The sequence below is a fragment of the Paenibacillus sp. V4I7 genome, from assembly GCF_030817275.1.
Taxonomy (GTDB): Bacteria; Bacillota; Bacilli; order Paenibacillales; family NBRC-103111; genus Paenibacillus_E.
The window spans coordinates 4303559-4330089 of record NZ_JAUSZD010000002.1; the positions used below are offsets into that span (position 1 = coordinate 4303559).

The 26531-nt window shown below is 45.3% G+C and carries 18 protein-coding genes; 2 read left to right on the forward strand and 16 right to left on the reverse strand.

The window, feature by feature from the left end; all coding sequences use genetic code 11:
- Positions 1-187: 187 nt before the first annotated feature.
- From QFZ80_RS21075 to QFZ80_RS21105, 7 genes are all read right to left on the reverse strand, one after another.
- Positions 188-4636 carry a X2-like carbohydrate binding domain-containing protein gene (locus QFZ80_RS21075; protein ID WP_307560830.1) on the reverse strand — a complete coding sequence of 1483 codons (4449 nt, stop codon included), beginning with the start codon at positions 4634-4636 and terminating at the stop codon, positions 188-190.
- Positions 4637-4732: 96 nt separating this feature from the next.
- Positions 4733-6370 (reverse strand): extracellular solute-binding protein, encoded by a 1638-nt coding sequence (locus tag QFZ80_RS21080; protein ID WP_373460421.1) that lies wholly within the window; start codon positions 6368-6370, stop codon positions 4733-4735.
- 156 nt (positions 6371-6526) lie between these two features.
- Entirely contained in the window at positions 6527-7423 is an 897-nt protein-coding gene (locus QFZ80_RS21085; protein WP_307560834.1) for a carbohydrate ABC transporter permease, read from the reverse strand.
- Between the two features lie 19 nt (positions 7424-7442).
- Positions 7443-8390 carry an ABC transporter permease gene (locus tag QFZ80_RS21090; protein ID WP_373460422.1) on the reverse strand — a complete coding sequence of 316 codons (948 nt, stop codon included), beginning with the start codon at positions 8388-8390 and terminating at the stop codon, positions 7443-7445.
- A 231-nt stretch (positions 8391-8621) separates the two neighbouring features.
- Positions 8622-8735: an AraC family transcriptional regulator gene (locus QFZ80_RS21095; RefSeq protein ID WP_307560837.1), complete on the reverse strand. Its 114-nt coding sequence runs from the start codon at positions 8733-8735 to the stop codon at positions 8622-8624.
- 17 nt (positions 8736-8752) lie between these two features.
- Positions 8753-10927 carry a CdaR family protein gene (locus tag QFZ80_RS21100; protein ID WP_307560839.1) on the reverse strand — a complete coding sequence of 725 codons (2175 nt, stop codon included), beginning with the start codon at positions 10925-10927 and terminating at the stop codon, positions 8753-8755.
- Positions 10928-11214: 287 nt separating this feature from the next.
- Positions 11215-13521, reverse strand: coding sequence for a glycoside hydrolase family 95 protein (locus QFZ80_RS21105; protein WP_307560841.1), 2307 nt, complete (start codon positions 13519-13521; stop codon positions 11215-11217).
- 248 nt (positions 13522-13769) lie between these two features.
- Between QFZ80_RS21105 and QFZ80_RS21110 the strand changes: the two genes are divergently transcribed.
- Complete coding sequence (locus QFZ80_RS21110) at positions 13770-13985, forward strand: hypothetical protein (protein WP_307554456.1); 216 nt, start codon at positions 13770-13772, stop codon at positions 13983-13985.
- A gap of 132 nt (positions 13986-14117) precedes the next feature.
- Here QFZ80_RS21110 and QFZ80_RS21115 read toward each other — a convergent pair whose 3' ends face one another.
- The 7 genes from QFZ80_RS21115 to QFZ80_RS21145 all read right to left on the reverse strand — a co-directional run bounded on the left by QFZ80_RS21115 (position 14118) and on the right by QFZ80_RS21145 (position 21507).
- Complete coding sequence (locus QFZ80_RS21115) at positions 14118-15446, reverse strand: DRTGG domain-containing protein (RefSeq protein ID WP_307560843.1); 1329 nt, start codon at positions 15444-15446, stop codon at positions 14118-14120.
- A gap of 234 nt (positions 15447-15680) precedes the next feature.
- On the reverse strand, positions 15681-16586 hold the full coding sequence (locus tag QFZ80_RS21120) for an SDR family oxidoreductase (RefSeq protein ID WP_307554452.1): 906 nt from the start codon (positions 16584-16586) through the stop codon (positions 15681-15683).
- Positions 16587-16705: 119 nt separating this feature from the next.
- The gene (gene aceB / locus QFZ80_RS21125; protein ID WP_307556070.1) at positions 16706-18289 is read right to left on the reverse strand and encodes a malate synthase A; all 1584 of its coding nucleotides are present in this window, start codon (positions 18287-18289) and stop codon (positions 16706-16708) included.
- A 49-nt stretch (positions 18290-18338) separates the two neighbouring features.
- Positions 18339-19616 carry an isocitrate lyase gene (aceA, locus tag QFZ80_RS21130; protein WP_307554451.1) on the reverse strand — a complete coding sequence of 426 codons (1278 nt, stop codon included), beginning with the start codon at positions 19614-19616 and terminating at the stop codon, positions 18339-18341.
- 30 nt (positions 19617-19646) lie between these two features.
- Positions 19647-19814, reverse strand: coding sequence for a hypothetical protein (locus tag QFZ80_RS21135; RefSeq protein ID WP_307560845.1), 168 nt, complete (start codon positions 19812-19814; stop codon positions 19647-19649).
- Positions 19815-20001: 187 nt separating this feature from the next.
- Complete coding sequence (locus QFZ80_RS21140; RefSeq protein WP_171640581.1) at positions 20002-20199, reverse strand: hypothetical protein; 198 nt, start codon at positions 20197-20199, stop codon at positions 20002-20004.
- A gap of 492 nt (positions 20200-20691) precedes the next feature.
- Positions 20692-21507, reverse strand: coding sequence for a phytanoyl-CoA dioxygenase family protein (locus QFZ80_RS21145; protein WP_307554447.1), 816 nt, complete (start codon positions 21505-21507; stop codon positions 20692-20694).
- A gap of 179 nt (positions 21508-21686) precedes the next feature.
- On the opposite strand from QFZ80_RS21145, the gene QFZ80_RS21150 reads away from it, so the two are divergent.
- Positions 21687-22592: a helix-turn-helix domain-containing protein gene (locus tag QFZ80_RS21150; RefSeq protein ID WP_307560847.1), complete on the forward strand. Its 906-nt coding sequence runs from the start codon at positions 21687-21689 to the stop codon at positions 22590-22592.
- Between the two features lie 43 nt (positions 22593-22635).
- Here QFZ80_RS21150 and QFZ80_RS21155 read toward each other — a convergent pair whose 3' ends face one another.
- The gene (locus QFZ80_RS21155; protein WP_307560849.1) at positions 22636-24711 is read right to left on the reverse strand and encodes a glycosyl hydrolase family 28-related protein; all 2076 of its coding nucleotides are present in this window, start codon (positions 24709-24711) and stop codon (positions 22636-22638) included.
- Between the two features lie 162 nt (positions 24712-24873).
- Complete coding sequence (locus tag QFZ80_RS21160; RefSeq protein ID WP_307554441.1) at positions 24874-26496, reverse strand: extracellular solute-binding protein; 1623 nt, start codon at positions 26494-26496, stop codon at positions 24874-24876.
- Between the last annotated feature and the right edge of the window lie 35 nt (positions 26497-26531).

Here is a 26531-nt window from a genome sequence, read left to right on the forward strand (position 1 = left end):
CTTAACATATCATGTATGATCGAGGGTTATCAAATAATAAATATCGAGCCCTCCCTTGACTACAAGAAGGGCTCGATATCTCGGATACCTATAGCGTAACTCTTAGAAAAAATTTGTTTGCCACAAAGGGTTGGATATTTAATTGGACTTAGTGATGTTGGTTCTCATGCTCATTCGGATGATTGTCCTACTCACCATCCTCTTGATCATCCTGATCATCATCTCCATTTCCATCCTGATTCTCTAATTTCTTACTTGTTATAAAGGTAATTTCAGCCCCATAACTCGTTCCCGCTGCGTTGGTCGCGTAAGCTCTGGCGTAATACGTCGTATTTGGTTTCAGATTCTTTATTTTCTCACTAAACTGGCCTAATCCAGAGCCTAAGGATACTTTGGTTGATCCATCACCGGTTAGTGTAGGAGAAGGTGCTAATGAGTACACAATTCCTCGCGCTGTGACAGCAGTACCCCCATCAGCCGTTACTATTCCGGCAATGGTTGCACTTGTATTCTTGACCTTTGAGACCCCAGTCGTCATTACGGCAGCTGTTGAAGGTACCTGTGCAACCGTAAAGCTTAATTTATCCAGCAGCATGTAACTGCCTGATTTTTTCACGACTTTGATTGTGTGCACGCTATTTGAAAGACCGGAAATACTGTACACCGTTTGTTGGACTAACCGCGTCGCATTATACGTGTTCACCGTTTGTTTGAAAACATCATCCACGTAAACGTCGATTTCACCCTGTGAAGCATCTTTTTCCGTTATAACTGCAATTCCGGTTCCTTTAAAGGTATATTCGAAATAATCGTTGTTCGTTTCTGTAAAATGCACGTCATTCTGATAGTCCCCACTGAAGACGAACGTCAGATTCGTAGTTCCCACTGGCTGCGCTGCAAGGTATGCCTTCTTGATCGTTAACGTATTGCCTACTAATGTATAATCGGTGCCTGGCACTAGGGTAGTTCGGCCATTGTTGATTCGATCAAGTACATACTCGCCAAGTGACAACGTTGTACTCACATCCGCCTGTGCAGTTACCTTTTTGTCAAAACTGCCTGTATCCGGACTCATCAGATCGCCTACAAGTATCGTTAATTTATCCAGCAGCATATAGGTTCCCGATTTCTTCACAACTTTAAGCGTATGAGAACCACTTGGCAATCCTGCAATGCTGTACACCGTTTGCTGTGCTAATCGACTGGTATGATAAGTACTCACGGTTTCCTTGAATACATCATCAACATAAATATCGATATCGCCCTGCGAAGTATCCTTCTCGGTGATCAACGCAATGCCCGTTCCCTTGAAGACATATTCAAAATAGTCATTGTTCGTCTCGGTGTAATGAACGTCGTTCTGATAATCCCCGAATACTCGATTATTGCTATATCCCCATGATCCAGAATAATGAATGGCAGCATTATCATCATTGATGCTAGCCGTGGCGCCGTGGGATGTGGGAACCGTCTGTTCTGTGATTTCCGACGCAGTCGACGGAGTCAACTGGATCGACTGAATAGGTAGTTCTACTTGAACCGATTGTGCTGACACCTGTCTATACACACTTCCCGTAACCGTACTTCCCGCAGCTGATGGAGTCACGATCAATTTATCCAACAGCATGAAAGTCCCTGATTTCTTCACTGCCTTGATGGTATGAGGACCGCCCGGCAGTCCCGCAATACTGTATACGCTTTGTTGGACTAACCGACTATCATTAAATGTACCCACCGTTTGCTGGAATATGTTATCTACATAAATATCGATATCGCCCTGCGAAACATCCTTCTCCGTAATCAATTCAATACCCGTTCCCGTGAAGGCATATTCAAAGTAATCATTGTTAGCCTCGGAGTAATGAACATCATCGTTATAATCTCCGAGTCCCCGATTGTTGCTATACCCCCAAGAGCCGCTGTAAACAATGCCCGGATCGTTATCATTAACAGAAACCAGCGTAATGGTCGCCGAGCTATCGATTACGGAAATGGCAAGAATCTGGGTAGCTCCCCCACTGAAGGAGAAGGTCAGATCTGTCCAACCAATGGGTTGAGCCGCAAGGTATTCCTTCTTGATCGTTACGACGTTACCCGATAATGTGTAGTCGGTACCTGCAACCAATGTGGTACCTCCATTAGCCATGCCGCTGAAGGTATAGCTGCCTGACGTCAGAGTAATCGTTACATCGGTCTGTGCCGTTAGCTTTTTATCAAAGCTTCCCGTAACAGGATTAATAAGATCAGCGATGAGAACGCGCAATTTATCATTGAGCATATAAGAACCTGATTTTTTCACAACCTTGATCGTATGAGGACCGCTGGGGAGTCCCGATATTCCGTAGACGGGTTGTTGGGCTAATCGATTCGAATGATACGTGCTAATCGTTTGTTTAAATACACCATCTACGTATACATCCATATCGCCTTGTGATGAATCCATTTCTGTAATCACTTCAATGCCCGTTCCGGTAAAGGCATATTCAAAGTATTCGTTATTCCTCTCGGTGAAATGCACATCATTCAAATAATCGCCAAGCCCGCGATTCGTACTACGCTGCCAAGCGGCCGAATATGTAATCCCCGAGTCGTCGTTATTGATTGTAATTGAACCGCCTTGAGAGGTGTTGCTTACAACAATGGCAAGCGTCTGCGGATTTCCGGCGCTGAAGGAAATAAGCAGGTTCGTTGTCCCGAGCGGTTGTGTGGCTAGATACTCCTTCTTGATCGTTAACGTATTGCCAGATACCGTATAGTCAGTTCCTAATACAAGCGGTGTTCCACCACTTGTTATAGCACTAAACTGATTATCGTCTAGTAGCATCGTAGTTGTAACATCCGCCTGCAGCGATACCTTCTTATCAAAATTTCTAGTCGATGGAAGGATCGTACTGTTCTTAGGAGAGGTGTCACTCACTGCAATGGCCAGAATCGGCCTAGCTCCGGCGCTGAAAGTAAAAGTTAGCTGCGTAGTTCCGACCGGTTGAGTGGCAAGATATTCTTTCTTGACCGTTACCGCGTTGCCCGATACCGTATAGTCAGTGCCCGGCACCAAGGTTGCCTCGTCATTCGTTATGCTGCTTAGTGTATTTCCATTCAACGTCATCATCGTCGTTACATCCGCCTGAGCGGTTAAATTTTTATCAAAGCTCCCGGTAGAAGGGCTGATCGTGCTGTTTTGTGCCAATGAGTCGATCACGGTGATTGCAAGATTCTGAGTAGCACCCAATCCCCTGTTGCTATTTCGCTGCCAATCGCCCGTGTAGGATATTCCCGTATCATCATCATTGATGGAGGAAACGCCTCCTTGCGAAGTAACCTTCAACAAACGAGAAGCATGAGGAGCTAAATCAACCGAGCTGAAGCTGGAGTTAAACACGCCTAGTTCGCTATGACTCCATAGATCCCGCACAGAGGCTGCACCGCTTAAACCGATATCGCTCCAATTGACGTTGACCGTCGCGTTCGAGCTTCCCAGGTTAAACAATCCAACAGTATAGGTTCCATCACCGTTGATCGCATACCAGACCTGCTGCTCGGATGCGAGGGATACGGGATGTGCCGGCTTACCGGCCTGATTGACGGCGATTGCCTCATCGTTCGTCAACAGCTGAATACCGAACTCATCCAGGTTGGTTAAGTCATTGCCTGTATATAATTGGGCCGACGAAATGGCCCAGAAAGTCATCGCTGTCTGCCGCTCATCCTTTGTGATGCCATCCATAGCGCCGTTACCGATATTCAAGGAATCGAAATCATTCCATCCGCCTGGACCTGCGTGGCGCCACCACTCTCCAGCTCGCGGAAATAGCCTTGCGATATTGGCCCAATTGGTTAATCCCGCTGTTCCACAATAACATTCAATATCCCAGTCAATACGCCATCCGTTCGCATACTTCTTCCAGGTATCCACATAATTAATATCCAGCGCCCATGATAGCTCGAACCAAATACCGTGCGGGGCTAGTGCTTGAGACCAAGCTTTAACATCATCACGGGCATCAATCGACGTATCATTATGTCCGGAGCCCGGCGTAACGCTATCAAATTTCACGAAATCTACACCCCAGGATGCAATCTGATCGGCAATGGAGTTTATGTAGCTCTGAGCACATGGCTTAGAGAAGTCAATTTTATAGCCTATATTCCAATAATCCGACGTAGTTAATGGAAGTACCACGATGTCTTGTGCATGGCAGGAAGAACCATAAATCGGCAAGTTGGCATCATACGCTTGCGGAGACATCCCTGGTATGAAATAGAGACCAAACTTTTGCCCATTGTTATGTACATGATTGATGACCTCACTAAGACCATTCGGATACAAAGTGGTGCTTGGTTGTGGGCGTCCATATTCATCCATGCTCCCATTCCAGGCTGCATCTACGTTAATATAATTGTAGCCATGGGGCTGCAGAATCTCATGCATTGCGTCAGATTGAGCCATAATCTGTGCGGCTGTAATCCAATTTCCGCTGTGATACACTTGCATGCTGTAGCTGCTCCAGCCCATGTATGGTTTTTGCGCTAACCCATTATCGGCTGCTTGTGCGAGTTGCCCTTTCGGAATAAAGACAGCAAGCAAAGTGATAAAGAAAATAAAAACCAGAAGCCACAATCTAGTTTTCTTACTCATATATCCCACATCATACATCCCCTTTGATATTAAATTCACTTAAAAAAAGCCAGGTGCTTTTCTAAAACAAACACCTGGCCTCCTCCTCATCGATCGTTATTTCTTAAAGCCTGCAGCATCATATGCCTTTTGCAAAATTTCAAGATACCTGTTAACTTTCAAATTTTCCAATCCTTTAACATAGGCATCCCAATCTTTGGTCAAGTCCTTATTCCCTGTAATAAATTGAAGCGCACTTTGGTCAACATAGTTCTTAATGTTGGTTTGTAGAATGCTCGCTTCGTCTGTGAGTGCCGGATCAATCCAAATCGCCCACATCGGGAATAATTCTTTCGGTTCATGGCCTTGATACAAGAGTGTCGCATTGTACAATCTGCGCTCATAGTTTGCTGAGTCGTAGATATCCGTCCCTTGTACGAAGCTATCTCTGTACTCTTGCGGTTGGTAGAAGTGTCCCATACCGCTCCATCCGGCATTACGAGGAGGCTGCCCGTCTACAGCTGGAATCGTTGCAATTTGAGGGGTAACTCCTTTGCCAAGAGCCACTTCGCCATCTTTCGGTTTTCTCCAATCGATACCTTCCATACCCGAAGCAGCATTCGTTTGTCCTTCTGTTGTATACATATAGTCAACCATTTTGATCAACGCGATTTGTGATTCTTTGCTGGCCTTATTCGTAAGAACGAATTTCGCACCCGGAATTAAGCCGCCTCCATCATGCGTAGCGTATGAACCATACGGTCCAGTGAGCGGAGTTACGGGATTATAATCGGCTGAATTTTTGTTTCCTTTATCAATGTTAACGAAGATGGCTGGATGCATGCCCGCGCCTGCACCTAGGATCTGTCCTCCAGCGTTCTCGCCAATTTTCTTAAATGCTTCGGCATTTTGTGTAAAAGCACCTGGATCGATCAAGCCCTCGTCGTACAAGGATTTAATATAGGAAAGTCCTTCTTTCCATTCCGGCTTATTGGCCGCAGTATCCACTTTACCGTTAACTAAGTTCAGGTAATTACGGTCGTCATTATAGATGAAGCCGTTCATCAGGAACGGTATGACACGCACACCGAAATCCTCGATCGATCCGCTAAGCGGAACTTCATCTGCTTTACCGTTGCCGTTCGGATCATTCTTCTTGAAAGCTTGAAGCACCTTCTTGAAATCTTCGGTCGTTTTCGGCATTTCAAGGTTTAATTTCTTCAACCAGCTTGTGTTGATCCACATTTTATTCGGGTAGGAACAATGGAAGCATTGCGTATAGGAGCCAAGTCCGTATATTTTTCCATCTGGAGCCGTGATGAAGCTTTTGAGTGTCGGATCCTTCTCCATCGCCTTTTTAATATTGGGTGCATACTGGTCGATCAAATCATTCAATGGAAGCAGAACGCCCTGCTTACCGAACTTGAGAAGATCGGCTTGAGAGAATTGGTCGATATAGGCCGTTAACATATACGCCTCTGGATAATCGCCGCTCGCTAATGAGATTTGCCGCTTTTCCTTGGCCCCATCATAAGGGATGATTTCGAACTTAAACTTCGCGTTAAATTTGGTTTCCAAATGCTTCGTGAACAGGTTCGTCTTCAAATCCATGTCGTTAGCCTGTTGAGCAAAGACGCTTATTTCTACGGGTTTAGCCGCTTGTGCAGCACTTGGCGATGCTGTCCCTGTTGACGGATTCGACGATACCGGAGTCTCCTCTTTACTCGAACATGCGGCTAGAACCATACTGAACATCAAGATGAAAACCAAGCTACTAACCGATCTTCTTTTCAAATGAATCCGCTCCCTTTTTTGAATTAACTAGCTTGCTTATCTTTAATCCGTAGACGCTATGTTTGTAGTCAATCACCCCTTTCAATTCTTCAGTAGATCTGGTTATCCCTCTTTCACTTACCCTTTTACAGAACCTACCAGCATCCCCTGAACAAAGTAGCGCTGCACAAACGGGTAGATGACAAGAACTGGAAGCGTTGCCACGACGATCAGTGAATATTTCAAAAGCTCTGCTAACTGCTGTCTTTCTACCTGTTTCAAGGCATCTGTGGCATTTGAGCTGTTGTTAAGAATGATAATGCTGCGCAATATGAGCTGAAGCGGAAAAAGATTGGCGGTTTTGAGATATATAAGTGCATCGAAGTAAGCGTTCCATTGACCTACAGCGTACATTAAGAACAGAACAGCTATGATCGGTTTCGACAACGGAACCACGACACTCCACATGAACCTGAGATCGCTGCATCCATCTATTTCACTCGCATCAATTAATTCATCCGGAATCGAGGATTGGAAGAACGTTCTCGCAATGATTACTTGCCATACCCATATCGCGTTAGGAATCAATAAGGCCCATCTGGTATCGATTAGCCCCATCTGCTTCACAACCAAGTAAGTAGGAATCAATCCTCCGCTAAATAACAACGTGAATGTAATTAGCATCATAAGCATATTTCTTCCGAAAAAAGTTTTACGTGATAATGGATAAGCAATCATGATCGTAAGTGCTACACTAATGATCGTTCCGGCAGCCGTATAAAATAAGGAGTTAGCATAGCCTGTCACGACCTTGGGATTTTCGATGAGAGTTGCATATCCCTTGAGAGAAAATTCTACGGGCCAGAGCCATACACGGCCTGAAGTAACCGCCGACGGACTGCTGAACGAGCTGCTAAAAATATAAATAAGCGGATATAAGACGACAACTAATAGGAGGCTCAGTATCACGTAGATGCTACTCAAAAATAGTTTATCGCCAACCGATTCTCTGATCGGAGTTTTCATCGTATTCATCGTTTGGTTCCTCCATTATTTACCAGATACTCGTATTCGATAAACGCTTTGCTACCATATTTACGCCAACGAGCAGAATTAAATTGATTACGGAATTAAACAATCCAACCGCAGTAGCAAAACTATAGTTCGCGTTCAATAAACCTATTTGATACACGTAAGTGGCAATCACTTCGGAATTTATCTTGTTCAGCGGATTTTGCAGCAGATAGATCTTTTCGAAGCCAAGCGACATGACACTCCCTACATTCAAAATGAAAACAATCGTGATGGTTGGCATGATGCCAGGCAAGTCGATATGACGGATCTTCTGAAACCGTGAAGCGCCATCTACCTTGGCTGCCTCATAAAGCGAAGGATCGACTCCAGCTAACGCAGCCAAAAAGATAACAGCCGAATAGCCTGCCGTCTGCCAAATATCCGACCACACATAGATCGAACGGAACATGCCGGGTTCACCGAGAAAATTGATAGATCCCAGTCCGAAATAATTCATCGCAACATTAACAAAGCCTAGGCGCGGCGCTAGAAAAAGCATGATAATCGATACCATAACGACGGTGGATATAAAATAAGGAGCAAACGAAACCAATTGAACAAACCGCTTAAATTTTCCGTTGCGTATTTCATTAAGAGCTAAGGCTAACAAAATTGGAATTGGAAACCCGACAATTAACAAGTATCCGCTAATGAGGAGTGTATTTTTAATTAACGTCCAGAAAATCGGATTATCAAAGAACAATTGAAAATGTTTGAATCCCACCCAAGGACTTCCCCATATCCCTTTCGTAACGTTGTAATCCTTAAAAGCAAGGATGGCATTCAACATCGGATAGTATTTAAAAATAAGGAAAAACAAGGCAGGCGGAATCACGATAAGATACAATTGCCAGTGTTTTCTAAAACTTTTTGTCGCTGCTAAGAGGAGGCGTCCATGCTCTCTTGGTGCCACTCGGCTGCGTTCGATTTCAATTCCTTTTTCCAAAATGCTCCCCCCTAAATTCTCACGAAGTCATGATAGCGCTTTCTATATGGCTGATTATAGGGGTCTATTGCGGCCCTCGTATAGGTACAATTGCGTCGTTTTGCGAACAAATAACCCGAATTCAGCGGACATTTTTCCTATTCGAACGGCCATTTTTCCCGCTACAGCCATTTATGACAGAAAAAATCCTAACCGCCTAAGCGATTAGGATTTTCATTCTTCTAGGGACTGTCTGAACGAGCTTGGCGATACGCCCATAACTCGCTTGAACGCCCTTCGGAAGGAATGTGAACTGTTATAGCCAACATGCGAAGCGATTTCATCCACATTATGCTGGTTTCTTTTTAAAAGGTTCGCTGCGGGTCCATTCTAACTTTTTCCAAATGATCGGATAAATTCGTCCCCGTTACCTCTTTAAATAATTGGGAGATGTATTTTTCTGGACGCTCAACGATCTCAGCTATCCGGTATAGGTTTAGATCAGGATCTGAATACTTTTTAGCGATATATTCATTAATTTGCTTCACTGTTTTAATGTGTGCATCGTTCTTTTTACTCGTGATGAGACCGCACATGGCTGAGATAATCTCATTGATTTCACGCGAAATCAGCTCGATGGCCTCCGTGGCCTGGATGCTAATGATCCGATTTTTGATTTTCTCGAACATAAGGGATTCCATGAGAGCCTTCTGGTCGAGTAATTTAAGCAGCGTTCCCTTCACTTCTCCGATGAACTGATGCTTCATCTCCACAGAAAGCTCTCGATTTTCCGTATTTTGCTCGATCATCGACTTGACGATCCGCTCGGCTTCATCCACATCGCCAGCCCTAATCGTACTAATTAATCGCAGCTCCACATCGATTGGATAATAATACGTGTTACTCTCTACTCGTGTATCACTGTACCAAACGATTCCTTTTCTATTCATATATACAGCGTATTCTAATGCCTGTCTGGCTTGCTCATAGGAACGGCTGATCTCCATGACAGAGGAAAAGGGATCACTTAGTGCTGCTGTAATGGTAATTCGATAATCGGTAAAGGCTAGATTGGCGAGATTAGCCACGAGCTGCTCGATATCTTCCTTGCCAACCTCTTCACCTTCATCCTTTTCTCCTGCCGTAAATAGGGTTACGATGCGATCTGAACCCAAATCCGTCATATGAACATGCAGGCGGCTGCCTGAATCAAGTAAAATCTGTTTCAGGATGAGTCTGGCCGCATTCAGTTCGTTGAGAATTTCAACGCTTTCCATGCCGGAGTATCCATTGATTTGCAGAATACCTGTATATCCGGCATTCATATTTAGTCCAGTATCCGCCTGCGCGGCAGCAGAAATCAATTCATCCCTGGATTGAAACTCTCCCGCAATTAACCTTTTATAAAAGGCATCGCGAATTAATGGCAGCTGCCGATTAAGCTCAGACTCCAGGCGCTTGTTGTTGGTAATGATATTGGATATATTGCCCTGCAAGAAATCATATTCATTGCGCTCTGTTGTAGCATCCTTGCCAAACTGCTCTTTCATTACACTAAGCAGCCTATTGATCGGGGCCGTATTTCGATAAGACAGCATAAAACCAACAAAAAGCCCGATCAGTATAGCAACGCCGGTCACCGACCAAGTGATGTATTTGATTTTATTCGCATTCTCCATTAAAACGTGCTTTGGAATGCCTGTGCTGTATACCCACCCCGTTGATTTGGATTGAATCCTTATCACGAGATCGTCATCATAGAATTGACTGACTTTCCCTTTATCGAAGCGGTTATCCGCGGATAATTGATCCATTTCCTGTTGACTGATCCCCTGCAAACTAATGGTATGTCCTTGCGTATCGCTAATATGCGTCCAGCCGCCGTTCGGATCTCTTGAACCAGACAAAACACTGTTGATCGTTTGTTCATCAATTATGGTGACAACTGTAGCCGGAGAAGAATCACTAAAGCTGTCTAATGGGAGCGATTGCATAAAGGTGATGACTGAGGTTTGTGTTCCGTTATTCACAAACGGTCTCAGCGGCATGATTTCGCTTCTATGCATTTTTTCTAATACCGTTTTTTTCCATTCGTCCAAGGAAAGATTGCTGTAATGCGAAGTCTGATAATAATGCTCAGGGCGAAAATAAGCATTGCCTGGCGTCACAACGACGTTAAAATTAGTCAAATAAATATAGAAATGCTTCAAAAAATCATTCGTTTGGCTGTAGGCCTTAATATCTCTCGTTATTTTCCAGATCCCATACACATTTGCTTTATCATCTACCAATTTTTCGTTCAAAAGGACACTTAGGTCTTGGTTTAAAGCCAATTGTCTCGTAAAACTTTCAACTTCGGCCATTCTGCGTTCCAGAATCTGTTGGCTCTTTTGAAGCTGCGTCACATTATTCTCAATGGAAATCGATTGCGTGACAGTGATCGAAGTACGGTATGACATATAGCCCGCTATGCTGGGGATGATCAAAATAACGATATAAGAGATCAGAAACCTTCGAAATAATCTGGAATACTTGGGCACTGGCAGTTCTCCCTTCCATTTTGGAGGTTTCGGAATACGTTCTTTAACAAGTTAGCACGATTCTTCAACAAAAAAAACCCCTAGTCGGGTCTTTTCTGATTTTCGTAGGACGACCGTAAATGGCGTGTTTGCGTGCTTGTTTTTTAGAATTCAAAACTTCAACCTCCGAATTGCAGCCCATGTAAACTGTACCTTATCTATATGATAGCGCTTACTACACGACTGATTATATAGATACAGAGCATTATCGCATAGGTACAATTGGGTCGTTGACCATACAGATTTCCTTATTCCTTATGAGTCACGTTCAACTGCTTGTCGATTCTATAAACATAATCTGGTGTTAGAACGAGCGGAACGCTTAGTTCACGGTAGCGCAGAAAGGTTTGACCCGCTGAGAATGCTTGAATAGTGGCTTCCATCAACTCACCGTTCTCCCAGACGATATCAACTTCTATATTTCCTTTGGCCCGAAGTCCTGAAACCTTACCTGTATGCCATTTCTTTGGCAGGGCGGGAAGCAAATTGATTTCTCCGGCATGACTTTGCAGCAGCATTTCCGCTATCGCCGCTGTCCCTCCAAAATTTCCGTCTATAACAAATATGTGTTTCTCCGCTCCGGCAATCCCCGGTTTGGAATACGTTAATAAGTTATCGAAGCTCAATTGACCGATTAAATGGGTTAAATGCTTATAGGCATGTTCGCCGTCCTCTAATCTGGCAAAGCTCGCTGCAAAAGAGGCAACCGTGAACTCCACATCTTCTAACGCCTCGCGAGACATGCGATTTTCTAATGTGATTCTCGCAGCTGCGCTCAGTTCCGTTGTTCCTCTTAGAGTGATTTGGTTACCTGGATGTAAGCTGATTAGATGAGATAGGTGTCGATGATCCGGCTGTGCTTCTTTATAATCTTCCAGCCATTCCTGTAATTGTCCCCTTTTGCCAATACGAAGGGGAGGCAGCTTAGCGATGGCTTGCTTCAGCTTGGATTGCATATCGAAATCAACCTGCAGCGTATCAGCAGCCTCCAAGCAAAAGACGAATAAGTCACGAACCAACACCTGATCGAGTGTTGATCCCATCGACAATTGATACACGTCGTCTTCGATATAGAAGCTATTTTCCGGAGAGTTAGAAGGGCCTGTTACAAGCCACCCATATTGTGGATGCAGCGTCATGTAATCGAGGAAAAAGGCGGCGGCTTCTTTCATCACAGGATAAGCTCGCTGCGCTAAGAACTCACGATCTAAGTTAAATTCATAGTGTTCTCGCAGTTGGCTTGCAATCCATAAGCCGCCTGTCACATTCAGCCCCCACGAAGTTTCCCAGCCTGGAGCCGTAAACCCCCATGCATTTGAGAATACGTGAGCAACCCAACCTTCGCATCCATAGAAATCTTGAGCTGTCGTTCGGCCAGCTTGCGATAACATCTCCAAATAATTCATTAAAGGGATATGACATTCTGCCAAATTGCTGGCTTCCGTTGGAAAGTAATTCATTTGTGTGTTGATGTCCAGATGGTAATCGCAGCTCCATTGCATACGATTGGCTTCGCCATCATTCCAAATGCCCTGTAAATTTAGAGGCAAAGGAGAATCCGCACGTGAACCGGAAATCATCAAATAGCGGCCATATTGATAAAATAAGGCGAATAATTGCGGATCATTATCTTGTCCGTTCTGAAGAAGACGAATTCTTTCGTCCGTTGGTAAGCGGGACGCGTCTGAATGACCTAAATCAAGATTCACTCGGCCATACAACCGATGATAATCGAATATGTGATTTTCTTTAAGCTTTGCATAACCAATAGCTAAAGCATGTTCCAATTGTCGGCCTGATTCCTGCAGCCAGCCTTCATCCTTTTTTCCATAATCGGTATTAGAGGCAAAGTAGATGCATGCTTCATCTGCGTTTCTTACGACGATTTGATCTCCCTCTACAACAATGGTTCCGCCCTGTACCACTACTTTGACCATGCCTTGACAGAAAACTCCGCACTTACCGTCACTATGCATGGTCTCAATCGCTTGCCCTTCAAAGGTAATCGTAGCGTCCTCGGCAAACCGTTGCGTAAAATTCTCAATCTGACCTTCCATTCCTAACGCGAATGAAATGCCCCCTTTGTGTTCACTCCAATAGCGCGAAGCCACAATTTCGTCTGCGTGCGAAGCAAATATTTCCCGGGTAAAGTTATTCCCATTTACGGTGTAAGAAGTATGAAAGATAGCGTTTTCAAGATTTAGTACACGCTGGAGGTCTTCGCCTTGATGCTCAACAGTGAGAATTAGATGACACATCTGCAAATTCGTACCGAAATTTTGCTTCTTAGGCTGCAGTGCCTGCTGAGCTAGCTCTTCTCCGCGCTTGTAATCCCCTGCGAAGAAATGCTGCCTCATCTGATCAAGATCAGCTTTGCCCTTTGAATGGCTTTCGATCCTCTCCGTTTTTCCAGACCAATACGTGACTTCCGTCATACTCCAGGTTTCCTTCTCGATTCCACCATATATGATGGAACCAAGTCTCCCGTTTCCTATTGGCAGCCCTTGCGACCAGTTCAGCGCAGCGCTGGTATACCATAGCTTCAAATCATTCATGTAGAATTAGCCCCCTCAGTTTCGTTATATACTATATATCGTGTATGATTTAAACTTTAACATTTGCAAATAATCGTGTAAAGACAAGTTAGCTCCTCGTGAAAAAGCAGTTTGACTACAACTGATTTTCTACCGTGTTACTACCACCTTTTCATTATTTATTTCTACGATACGGATAACGAATGATTTAGTCAAATTGTGGGAATATTAACTTTGCCTAAAATAACAATAGATCGGAGATGTATGCCATGTCTGACCAACAATCCGAACAACAAAGTGCAGAAATGGAAGCCCATAATGCGGTAGCTGATGCACTAAGCGAACTGAATCAAGCACAATCGATTAGTAACCATCGAAGAAGGGCTGTTCAGCAAGCGCACGAACAACTCGACCAAGCACATGCCCAATTAGCAGAAGCACGGACAGAACGATCTGGTAGTGCTGATGAAGATAGCCTCACGTAAATAAGAAGTATCCTCATCTTCTTTTTATATGAAAAAAAGGGCTGTCTCTCAAGTAGTTATTATGTCTACTTGTGGGACAGCTCTCTTTAATTCGGATCGAATTAGAGAAACGTGTGTGCGCTATTTGGTCGATTATAAGATACGTGCCGTAAACATGGATCTAGCTACTCTAGTACCGTTCGTCCTGATTTCCATATCAATCTTGCAAAATCTACGGCTCATCTCCACGATTGAGGGTACGATTTCGATGACGTCATCGATTTGCAGCGGGATTAAAAAATAGCTGGAAGAACTATCCAGAATGAGATCGCCTTTCTTGTGCTCCTGAACCGTGCGATAAGCTGCACGAATCATAATCGTTGTCAGTACACCTTCGGAGACCAAACCTTCAAAATTCGTCATTTGCGGTGTAACCGTTCCTTGGAAATACAGCTTGCCTTCCTCATCTCGAAGTTCGTCGATCCCCGAATAAATCTGTACCTCAAACGTTTCTGCGTTCTGAGGCTGCCTTTGCATATGCTGCATCGCTTTCATAACATCCTTACGGCTAATGACACCGATCATCTTGCGATCGGTATCGATGACGGGCAGCAGCTCAATACCCTCCCACACCATGGTATGTCCAGCTGATGCTACCGACGTTTTCAAGTTAATCATCAACGGATTAGGTGTCATCAAGGTGCCAATGAGCTGATTCGGTTTCGCGCCCATGATGTCCTTGGTCGTGATCATGCCAATCGGCACCTGATGGTCATCGATGACAGGATAACGGGTATGCGTCGTTTCCTCAACCAGCTTTTGCATGTCTTTGACCGTGTTAGCAGTCATCAGCGAATAAATAGGGCTGTCTTTGCGCACGATGTCATCGACGATCATAATCTTTTTCTTAATGAGGCGATCTTCCATGGCTCGATTAATCATCGTGGCAACCGTGAATGTATCGAATGAACTGCCGATAATAGGCAGCTGCAGCTCATCTGCAAGCTCCTTTACTTCAGGCGTGGTATCAAATCCACCGGTAATCAATACGCCAGCGCCCTGACTTAGTGCACACATGTGTGCTTGTACACGATTGCCGACAATAAGCAAATTGCCTGCTTCAATATACTTCAGCATGGCCTCCAGCTGCATCGCGCCAATCACGAATTTGTTCAGGGACTTATGTATACCCGAAGAACCACCCAGCACAACGCCTTCCACCACATTCACGATCTCCGCGAACGTTAATTTATCAATGACGGGTTCTTCTTTCTTCTCCATGCGAATCGTGCCGATCCGCCGTTTGGTGCTCACTAGACCGATATTTTCCGCTTCCTTGATGGCACGATAAGCCGTTCCCTCACTCACATCCAGATCTTGAGCGATTTGCCGAACGGACAGCTTGGTGCCTACAGCCAAGGATTCAATATATTTCGTAATTTGTTCATGCTTCGTATGAAGCTCCGAATGGCCCGTGCTCATGGTTCACACCTCGCTGAACTGTTCTATAACATTGAAATAATTATAGTATATCCAAATAAAAAAAGACAGAAGCCCTTAATGATGCGATCCTCATTAACAAGGATTAACACTCCTTTAAACTTCTGTACATCAAACCTCCAAAAATGTTTCAAAAGGAACATAAAAAAGCGTGGCTCATGTCACCTGACCGAGCCTACGCTGTTGTATGAAGTCCCCTTCGCGATAAAAACGGTTTCACGAATATCGAATCATTCCTCCGTTAACGTGTATCACCTGGCCTGTGATAAACATTGAGTCGTTGGCGGCAAGATAGACATAGGCGGGTGCTACCTCGAAAGGCTGAGCGGCGCGCCCAAACGGGATGCCTGTGCCTAGGGTGGCCACATGTTCCTCGGAGTACGTGCTGACAGTGAGAGGAGTCCATGCCGGTCCGGGAGCAACTGCATTGACCCTGATCCCTCGATCGGCGAGAGACAATGCCATCGTGCGCGTAAAGCTTACAATGGCTCCTTTGGATGCTGCGTAATCGATAACGTTCTTATCCCCTTCATAAGCGACTCGTGAAGCCGTATTAATAATCGAACTCCCCTGATTCAAATATGGCAATGCTGCCTTCGTCAAATAAAACATGGGAAACACATTGGTTCGAAACGTGTTTTCGAGCTGTTCGTCGGAAACGTCCATGATGCTGGCTGTGAATGGTTGTACGGCAGCGTTGTTAATCAAAATGTCCAACCTTTGGAAATGACGCAGCGTTTCACCAATAATGTCAGCCGCATTCGCAGGATTACGAAGATCTCTGGGCAGGAGAATACATGTGATGCCGAATTGCTCAACGTAGAGCTTGGTTTCCTCGGCATCCTGATGCTCATTTAAATAAACGATCGCCAGATCGGCGCCTTCTTTGGCATAAACTGCCGCAATTGCACGACCGAATCCGCTGTCACCCCCGGTAATAATGGCAACTTTACCTCTTAGCTTTCCGCTGCCGACATAACCAGGGTAATCGAATATCGGTCTCGGCGTCATAAGGTACTCTAGTCCCGGGACTTGATCTTGGTGCTGCGGGGGGAATTCTACAGGCTTGTAAACCGTCTCTGTTTGGTAATCGATAAATGGATATACAGGATAGGGATGCATAGATTGCCTCCTCCAAAGATTGATCGATACTATCATATGTACAGAAGGCAATTCCATGAGGAAATAATAAAAAGCGTACCGGTTGGGACGGCACGCCTTTACGTTGAACAACATCATTTTTACTGCAAATATCGATACCCTTGGTCGGTTAAAAAGGCTTCAAATTCAGGTGAAACCGTCATCTGGGTAAATAGAACATTCGCAAGGTCAAACTTCATTTGGTGGAATGCCTCTTCTCCAAGCTTTTCTTTGATCTTTGCTATCTCTTCAACTTGAATCTGTTGGAATAGCTCTGCCGTTACTTTACGCCCGTCATCCAAAATTCCTAGTGGATGGTGGATCCACTGCCAAAGCTGTGCACGTGATATTTCCGCTGTGGCCACGTCTTCCATCAAGTTGTTGATGGGTACAGCCCCAAAACCACGCAGCCAAGCTTCCAAATACTGAATGCCGACGCTGACGTTTGTCCGAATCCCATTCTCTGTTATCGGCCCCAGCGGCACCTCTAGCAATTGTTCAGCGGTAATTTGGGTATCAGAAAGGTGCTTGTCAATTTGATTGGCCGTCGGCATATACTTATCGAATATCGCTTTTGCCACAGGGACTAATCCGGGATGAGCCACCCATGTGCCATCGTGACCATTTCTCACCTCGCGCAGCTTATCTGCTCTTACTTTCGTCATCGCCGCTTCATTTGCCTCCGGATTATTCCTCACCGGAATTTGTGCAGCCATGCCTCCAATGCAAGGCGCATTCCGCTTATGACAAGTCTGGATGGCGAGCAGCGAATAAGCATTCATGAACGGAGATTCCATTGTTACGAGAGCACGGTCTGGAACGATGACGTGCGGCTGCTTCTGCAGCTTTTTAATATAACTGAAGATATAATCCCATCGTCCGCAGTTCAGGCCAGCGCTGTGCTCACGAAGTTCATACAAAATTTCATCCATTTCAAAGGCAGCGACGATCGTCTCAATGAGCACCGTAGCTTTAATCGTACCTTGCAGAATACCAAGCTCCTTTTGAGCAAATAGAAACACCTCATTCCAAAGACGTGCCTCCATATGGCTCTCAAGCTTAGGCAAGTAAAAATAAGGTCCGCTTCCTTGCTGAATCTGTGTCTTTGCATTATGGAAAAAGAATAGACCAAAATCAAATAACGAACCTGATACAGGATGCCCATCAACCTGCATATGCTTCTCCTCCAAGTGCCAACCGCGAGGGCGAACTTTGAGCACTGCCGTCTGAGCTTGTAGCTTGTAGCTTTTCCCTTCCGGACTGGTGAAAGCGATCGTTCGACGAACAGCATCATACAAATTCACTTGACCATCAATCGTATTGTTCCACGTTGGTGAGTTGGCGTCTTCGAAGTCTGCCATGTAGACGTAAGCACCAGAATTAAACGCGTTAATGACCATCTTACGGTCGCCAGCTGGACCTGTTATCTCGACGCGTCTGTCCTGCAAATCCGCAGGGATCGGTGCTATCGTCCAATCACTGCTGCGTATCCGTGCAGTTACTGGTAAAAAACCCGGCAGCTCACCTGCATCAATACGACTCTGCCTCAGGTTGCGCTCCTGCAACAGCGCTAGGCGTTTTGCTCCAAATGTACGCTCAAGATGTGCTACAAATGCTAATGCTTCCGACGTGAGAATCTTCTGCCCCTCCGTAGAAGTCGGTTCGATTTCAATTCCCCTTAGCATGGTTTGATCGATCAATAACCTCATCTCCTTAAACCTTCTGGCATGGCTATTAATGAGCAAATTGCTCCTCTTCTGTGGAGCCGGCAAGCGCAGTAGTGGAAGAAGTTCCGCTCGTAATAACTTGGGAAACCTCATCGAAATAGCCCGTACCTACTTCGCGCTGATGGCGCGTCGCTTCATAACCGCGAGATTCACTAGCGAATTCCGTTTGTTGGAACTGAGAGTAAGCCGCCATACCACGATCTCTATAATCGTGAGCGAGTTCAAACATGCTGTGATTCAAAGCATGGAAGCCTGCCAATGTCACGAACTGGAACTTATAACCCAGCTTGCCAAGCTCTTGTTGAAATTTCGCAATCGTAGGTTCATCTAATTTTTTCTTCCAGTTAAATGAAGGAGAGCAGTTATAGGCGAGCAATTTGCCTGGAAATTGCTCATGAATCGCTTCCGCAAAGCGTCTTGCTTCCTCCAGGTTTGGCTCCGAGGTTTCACACCAGACCATATCCGCATATGGTGCATATGCAAGACCGCGTGAGATCGCTTGATCCAAGCCTGCATGGACATAAAAGAATCCTTCGGGTGATCGTTCGCCAGTTAGAAACGGTCGATCATTTTCGTCAATGTCGCTCGTCAGGAGACTTGCTGCATTCGCATCTGTTCGAGCGATTAGCACCGTCTCCACGCCCATCACATCGGCTGCCAGCCTTGCTGCGATAAGATTTTTTACGGCTTGCTGCGTTGGCAGCAGCACTTTGCCGCCTAAATGACCGCATTTCTTTTCGGAGGAGAGCTGATCCTCGAAATGGACAGCAGCGGCACCCGCTTCAATCATGCCCTTCATCAGCTCGAACACATTAAGTGGTCCTCCGAAGCCAGCTTCCGCGTCTGCCACAATGGGGAGATAGAAGTCAATGCTTCCCTTGCCTTCCGCATGCTGGATCTGATCGGCGCGCTGCAGCGCTTGGTTAATTCTTTTCACAACGCTAGGCACGCTGTTAGCTGGGTAAAGACTTTGATCGGGATACATATGACCGGATAAGTTCGCATCGGCGGCAACTTGCCAACCGCTTAAATAAATGGCTTTAAGTCCTGCTTTTGCTTGCTGCACAGCTTGATTTCCCGTTAGAGCGCCAAGTGCAGGTACAAAGTCCTCATCGTTAACCCGCTCCCAGAATTTGCGAGCTCCCTGCTCAGCTAGTGTCTGTTCAATGATTACGGAGCCACGAAGGCGAAGCACATCCTCTACCGAATAAGGTCGAGACACCCCTTCGAATCGCTTGGAATTCCAGCTTGCTTGCAGTTGTTCACTTTGACTTTGTTTGCTCATGATCCTTTGCACTCCTTTGGGTTTTGTTTGTTAAAAGGATACGTCTAGAAATCCGCTGCCGCCGCAAATCGGACAAGTGTTGGGCCAGAGTACACGATCCTGACCAAAATGGATTGGCGACCCCTCTTTGTGAAAATACTCATCTGTACTTCTCATTTCCTCTAAATCTCCATTACCTTGGCATGTTGGACAATCCATTGTTGTTTCCTCCTCTAATGTATTAATACAGTTTTGTTTTTGTTATATAATATATAACACATAACTATATAATGTTCAATACTGTTTTATAAAATTAATTACTTTTTTTAATATACTATAACAATAAAAAACCTACCGAAAACTCGGTAGGCTTTACTTTCATTTTATAAGTTGCGCAGTCAGCCAATTATCCCACTTCCACATCATTATCAAAGGCATAGTACAGTGTTAAAGACAATGGAGACAATGGATACAGAGCAGTTTCACCACATTCATCGTGTTCCTTATGAACTTCTTGTTTTGCAACAGACCGCTGAAAATCATAGGCGCGAAGGTTTGTGAATTTCCTTCTTTCAAACTCCATCGACGATGCTAAACTACTCATAACCATCTCTCCCTTCAACATATGAACCATTGTACCAATACAGATTGTGTTTATAAGTTATATTGTATAACTAAACAAAACAATTATGCAATAACAACTTTAAAATATTTTAATTGTTATATAACATTATTTGTGACACACTCAAAAACAGCAATTAAAGTTAAACATAATAAATGATGTGGCAAGATTAGTGCTGTGTGACCCGAAAGATGGACACTCTGAAAAAGTGACCTTTTTGGGGACTTTTAACGTTTATTATCATGAATAAGAAAGGTGGAGGATTACACGTGTGAATTAAACTACAACATTGGTAATCACGGTAGCCCAACGAAGTTGCTGAACGACAATAACTCATTATATGCTATCGGTATCAATGGACATTAAAAAAAGATGACCCCGAGGAGCCATCTTTTAACCGCTTAATTTAGAGTCATTCTTTTAAGTGTCCAAGAATAGGGTCACAATTCATAGAACTTGCCCCATCATTCTTTGTTACTTCTTATAAACAATCGGAAAATCGTCTCCGGTCAAAAGTTCGCCTGGTTGAACATGAACATGCTTATTCATGGGATGATTGCCTACAGGCTCATAACGAATATGTCCCGGCATATAATGGACTGCAATGGCACGCCTTTTCATCTGCGATTGATTCGGCAGTGAGCCGTGCCATGTCATGCAGTGATGATAGCCAACCTGACCCTTCTTGATCTCGAACGGAACCGGCTTAATCTCCACACCTTCAGGCAGCAGTTCAGGACGCTTATGCTTCGGCATATGGTCAGCCCCGTGAAGCAAATGCCGCTGGTGATCTCCCCATTGATGACTGCCGGGTACCATCCACATGCAGCCGTTCTCAACAACAGCATCGTCCAGCGCCACCCATGCGCTTATTAGCTCTGCAGGCTTGATGATCGGCCACAGCGGATGGTCCTGATGCCACTTCGTAGGTCCGCCTGTGACTGGCGGCTTGTATTGAATTTGATCGTGCCATATGCGCAGTGTGTCCGTACCGGCGAGCCGTGCAACATCCTCGCATAACGCGAGGTTAGCTGCATGCTGCAAGTAGACATCGCTGGCCATCCAGATGTTAACAACCTGAACAATTGTTTCACTGGCTTCCATGCTCATGCCATATTCACTGCTCTCTGAAGCCAAGTTGCGATTCAGTACCGGTTTCTTAACGGTCTTCCCTTCCAATACAAGATCCAGCTCACGACGCAGAATCTCAACTTCCTCGTCATTCAGCACAACATCGCCCTTAACAAAACCGTCACGTTCAAACAACTGTACCTGCTCCGCTGTCAGCATGCCTAATCCCCCGTCCGCTCATTGTCGTAGCCGATGTTTCGGCTTACAAGATCAAGTGTATCAGCATACGGTTCACTAGTCGTTGCCGTAAAGATTAGAACTAGTTGCACTTTTCAAAGGTTTTTGGCCATGAGCAGCGAAGTAGCTTAGAATAACAAATCGACGAAGGAGCAAGCCAGATGGAACCTACACACCCGCTCGGGCCGATAGCCTTATTACTCCCTACAGTGAACTATGCAAATGTGGAGAGAGAAGTTTCGGCAGGCTTCGTTTTTGGCCCCCGTACGATCCCTGATTGCCAACTTGTTTACGTTGTATCTGGTCGAATGGATTTGTGGATAGGCGCCAATATGTACTCGCTGCTTCCCGGCGAATGTGCTTATTATGGATCGGGAACGCCGCATATGTTATCCGTGCATCCGAGCAGAGCAGCAACGTTCATCAGCCTGCACTTCGATTGGCAACGAGTGTCTCCAGAGCCTGTTCACCCTGGCGCTAAGCTGGAACGCTTTGCAGGCGGACCGCCATTTGACTCGCCTCTGCCGTTCACGATTGAAGTTGAGGGTTATGGCAGCGTCAGCATTCCAGAGCATTTCAGGCTAGTCACGGGAGAACGGTTGCTGTATCAGATTGTTCAGGAATACAAAGAACAGGAGCCCGGCTATTCGCTCGTTTTAAGAAGTCTTCTGATGCAAGTATTAGCTGAAATTGTTCGCCAAGAATTAGAAATTTCAGCGCTTGATAGCTCGAAGCGAAGCATGATTGGACCGGCGCTGCAGATGATCAGTGAGCATCCACAACATCCGTGGAGCTTATCAGAGCTAGCCCAGCAGTGCGGTTATCACCATGCCTATTTTGCCCAATTATTTAAGGAAGTGATGGGCGTCTCGCCGAAACCCTACATGATTCGTAAACGGATCCAATTAGCGAAGAAGCTTCTGCTAGAGGAAGAAAAAGTAGAGGTTGTTGCCAGCAAACTCGGCTACGCTTCCGTCCATTACTTCAGTCGGCACTTCAAATCAATTACCGGCATGTCTCCGTCTTCTTTTCGACTTTACGGTGGCGAGAGAGGCCCTTTGGCTTAATAGCCTCTCCTCGCCTTTTGATCCCAATAGAACGATTGTTATGTTACTTTCTCACTAACTCAAAATCATCGAATGCTGCCCAGTTATTGCCGTTGGCGTCATGCCATATGCCAATCTCAACTTGGCCGTTTGTCACCGGGATGTTGTCTATCGTATATTTCGTATAATTCGGTATTGGACTCGTTCCAATAACGGCATCAATTTCAGCGGCACCGTAGTTTTTAGCGTATAGCTGTAACGCATTTTGTCCTCCGCTGGAGCGTACCCATACGCTAGCCGAATAGAGTCCGTTTGGCACTGTCTTCAGTTGGGCCGTTATTTGTTGGTAATTAGTCGACGCCCAATGGGTCAGTTTATAGCTTCCACTCCGTGGTAAATCCGTGTCCACTTTCTGCGCAAGCGCTCCATTGTGCCATTCCGTCCATCCTGTCAAATCTCCTGTTTCAAACCCGGGGTTTGTTAAGAGATTTGCAGGCTGTCCGAAGCTTCTTTTCGCCTTTTGGTCCAAATACAAGGATTGCGGCACCAAATCCAATCCTGTACCGATACCCTCTACCAGATCCTGTGGCGCGGAGCCATCCGAGGCTGGTACTGTATATGTCACACCGTTCGCTGCTCCCCTGGTTCCTATGACATAGCCCTGACCAAATTGCTTTGATTTCACAATGGACGATTGACCAGCGGCATAGGCAATACCGTTCGTATTCCAGATTACCGATTGGGTTGTTGTCCATCCATGCTCTATCGTTCCATACGGTCTATACACAGCTTCGATAAAGTCTCCGTTCATTGTCATGTTATCAAATAAGTTCGCCATACTTAAATGCATGTGAAAATCCGAGGCGAGACGGGGAAAGTTCGATGTGCTGTTGTGGATGACGTTTCCGCTCGTCCACAAGTATTGGAAAGTGAAGTTATGCCTTCCGTTCGTCGCTGTAGCATGTTGCACCAGGTTATCCGATCCCTGCATGATGTACATATACCCATTTCCGCCTTCGCCTTTATACTGCGGCTTCTGCAAATGTGTATTTTGGACGGTGACCGTTCTGGATTGAAAGAGTGAAATACCATGGGATAACAAATGATAATCCCCGCTATTCGAACTAGGCTTGTAGCTATTTACGTTATCTACCCAACTATTTTTGGCATTTGCGAACGTAATCGCCTTAGAAGCATGCACATCGTAAGCACCTGTGCCTGTTACATTAAAGTCCAAATCTCCCCAGCCTGTTCCCGTATGCTGCTTCATGCCGATGGACAAATCTTCGATTCCTGCCTCTGCAACGGCTTCGCCTACCTTATATACGCGTGCATTATCCCTTGTTTTCAACGTATATCGAATAGGAATATCGAGAGTAAGCCTATTGGCAGAAGCATCAATACCTGTAATCTTCCTGTAGAACGTCGGCCCCTTCAAAGATGCATCCCATTTGCCGGTCATACCGTGATCCGCAATGAAAGCATCCGTAGCATCGGAGTGCACGATGATAAATTCGTTGATGCTATACCCGCTGACACTATTAACGGGAATTGTCATCGCCTGCGGCTGCACATCACTTCGGATGGAAGTAGGGGTATTCGTTGGCGTAAACCAATCCGCCGACGTTACAGGCGAGATACGAATGACTGCTTTATTCCGCATACTCGTAGAATCATTGTAAATGAACGTTGATGTTTTACCTGAGCCCCGGAGCACGACATTGTCTTTATTAATCCAGAGGGCACTTGCGGCTGTTCCTTGCGGCTTAACACGATAAGTTCCCGCAGGTAAATAAACGATACCGCCTCCAGCAGCACCTGCCGCATTAATCGCATTCTGAATGGCATTGGTAGAATCGTTGGTTCCGCTTGAATCTGCCCCATATTGAGTTACAACGTTATAGGTGGCGCCTGGCGGAGTGGACGGGATGCTTTTCTCACCTCTCCAATAGCCCGCATACGAAAAGTCATGAAGAAATCGGCCTTGCACATCTTTAAACCCAGGGTTCCATTCAGATGGATATAACGAGCTTCTCCAAGGTGTCCCTGCATTTGCCGATTCAATAGGCACAACAAAAGACAGAACTAACATAAACATCCATACTACTGCTAACAACTTCCAAGCGAGCTTCTTTTTCATCAAATGAGCCTCCATTTTTCGATTTTTTCAAGCTCTTATGTCCATTTCTGGCTGTCCGAACGGTTTGATCACCCCCTTAATAAATCAATCAATATAATGTAAGCGTTTACTGACGGTCATAAGAAAGAGTCCCCTCTCTCTTACGGGGACTTATAATTGGTCTTAACGCTTATAGTATCTATCTAAAGCTGACTTCTGGATCTGAATGGCACGATCAATTTTGGATGCTTTAATTTTACTCACATAGGTGTCAAAGGTGTCCAAAGGCTCCACGCCAAGTATGATTTTTAACGACATCTCGTCGACAAGCGTCATAACATCGATCATGATGGAGGAGAGCTCTGCGCTTTCTAGCTCTGTCTTCGGCATTTGCGGGAGTATATGACTGTCAACATCGGTATTTGCCCAAACTTGAATGGCCTCCCTTTGCTGAGGCAATGTGTAATATTGCTCCATATAACGAACGTCCTGGACGAAAGGACCGAAGTAACTAGCCCGGTTATACATCGAAAGGGCTTGAGATGGCGCGAGTTTATAAGGATTTTTCAAAATTAAATCCGTATATCTCGGATATCCGCCTTCCAGGTTATAACTAATTCCCTCAATCCCGAAATTGAAAAGCATATGCCCTTCATCGCTATATCCGTAATCCAGCAGCTTCGCAGCTGCTTCAGCATTCTTACTTTTGCTTGAAATGGCAACCCCGCCTGTCCCCACATACGCATAGCTCCGCTGCCCGAACTTAGGCTTATCGCCTTTTATCAACACCGGATAAGGTGCATGCCCTAACAATGCAGCCTTTTCTTTGTCCTGAACGATGGGCTGCCATTTGCCAATACCTGCGCCAGCATTCCATATCGTTGCCCCGCTTCTTCCTGAAATCATATTGGCATCCAACGTTTTGGTATCCACTGTAGCGATATTTTTGTCAATCAACCCTTCTGCATACCATTTGCGAAAAGTAGCGAGAAACTGTTTATAGCCCTCTTCCATCGGCCCATACTTCACTTGGCCGTTTTCCAAGTAGAACCCTTTCTTGATCCCATAGGCACCCACGAAAGCACCGCCTTCAATGCCGAATAACGGATTGGGAACACCTAAGAAGGTCAAGGGAGCAGCGACTCCCTTCTTCTCTTTAAACGCTTTTAAAACGGTATACCACTCATCAATTGTAGTCGGCGTCTGGAGACCAAGCTCTTGAAGCCAATCCTGACGGATGATAGGCCCCTGATAGGTTCGAAGCAATTCATCGCCCCGAATGAATGGAAACACATAATAACTACCGTTGTCCGTTTTGACCTGTTTGTCTATTTCCGGGTGCTCACTTAAGTATTTTTTTAGATTCGGCGCATGTTTGTCTATGAGATCATTCAATTTCAAAATATAACCGTCATTGATCGCCTTCTCCGGTCCTCCAGGATGGTTATCCCATTCATATTCCATCATATCGGGCAAATCGCCTGACGCTAATAAGACATTCATCGCTTCTTTCGCTTGATTCGATGGCGGTTGAATGAAAGTCAGCCGTACCCCTGTCCGCTTCTGCCATTCTTGGAAGAACGGTATGTCCTGAATGTTCGGCTTTACACTCGCAGCGTTGCCGTTAAGTTCAGACCAATAGGATAGTGCCTTCTTGCCTTGGTCAGGTTGTCCTACCTTGGTAGTAGCTTTATTCGGCTCCTCTGCAGACTTTGCGGAGTTATTTCCAGAAGTACAAGCCGATAACAACAGGGTAATTACCCACATGAACAATAGGATTGAGGTACTTATACGTCTTTTACTCATCTGGTTACCCTCCATTGCCTTAATACCTAGCGTGA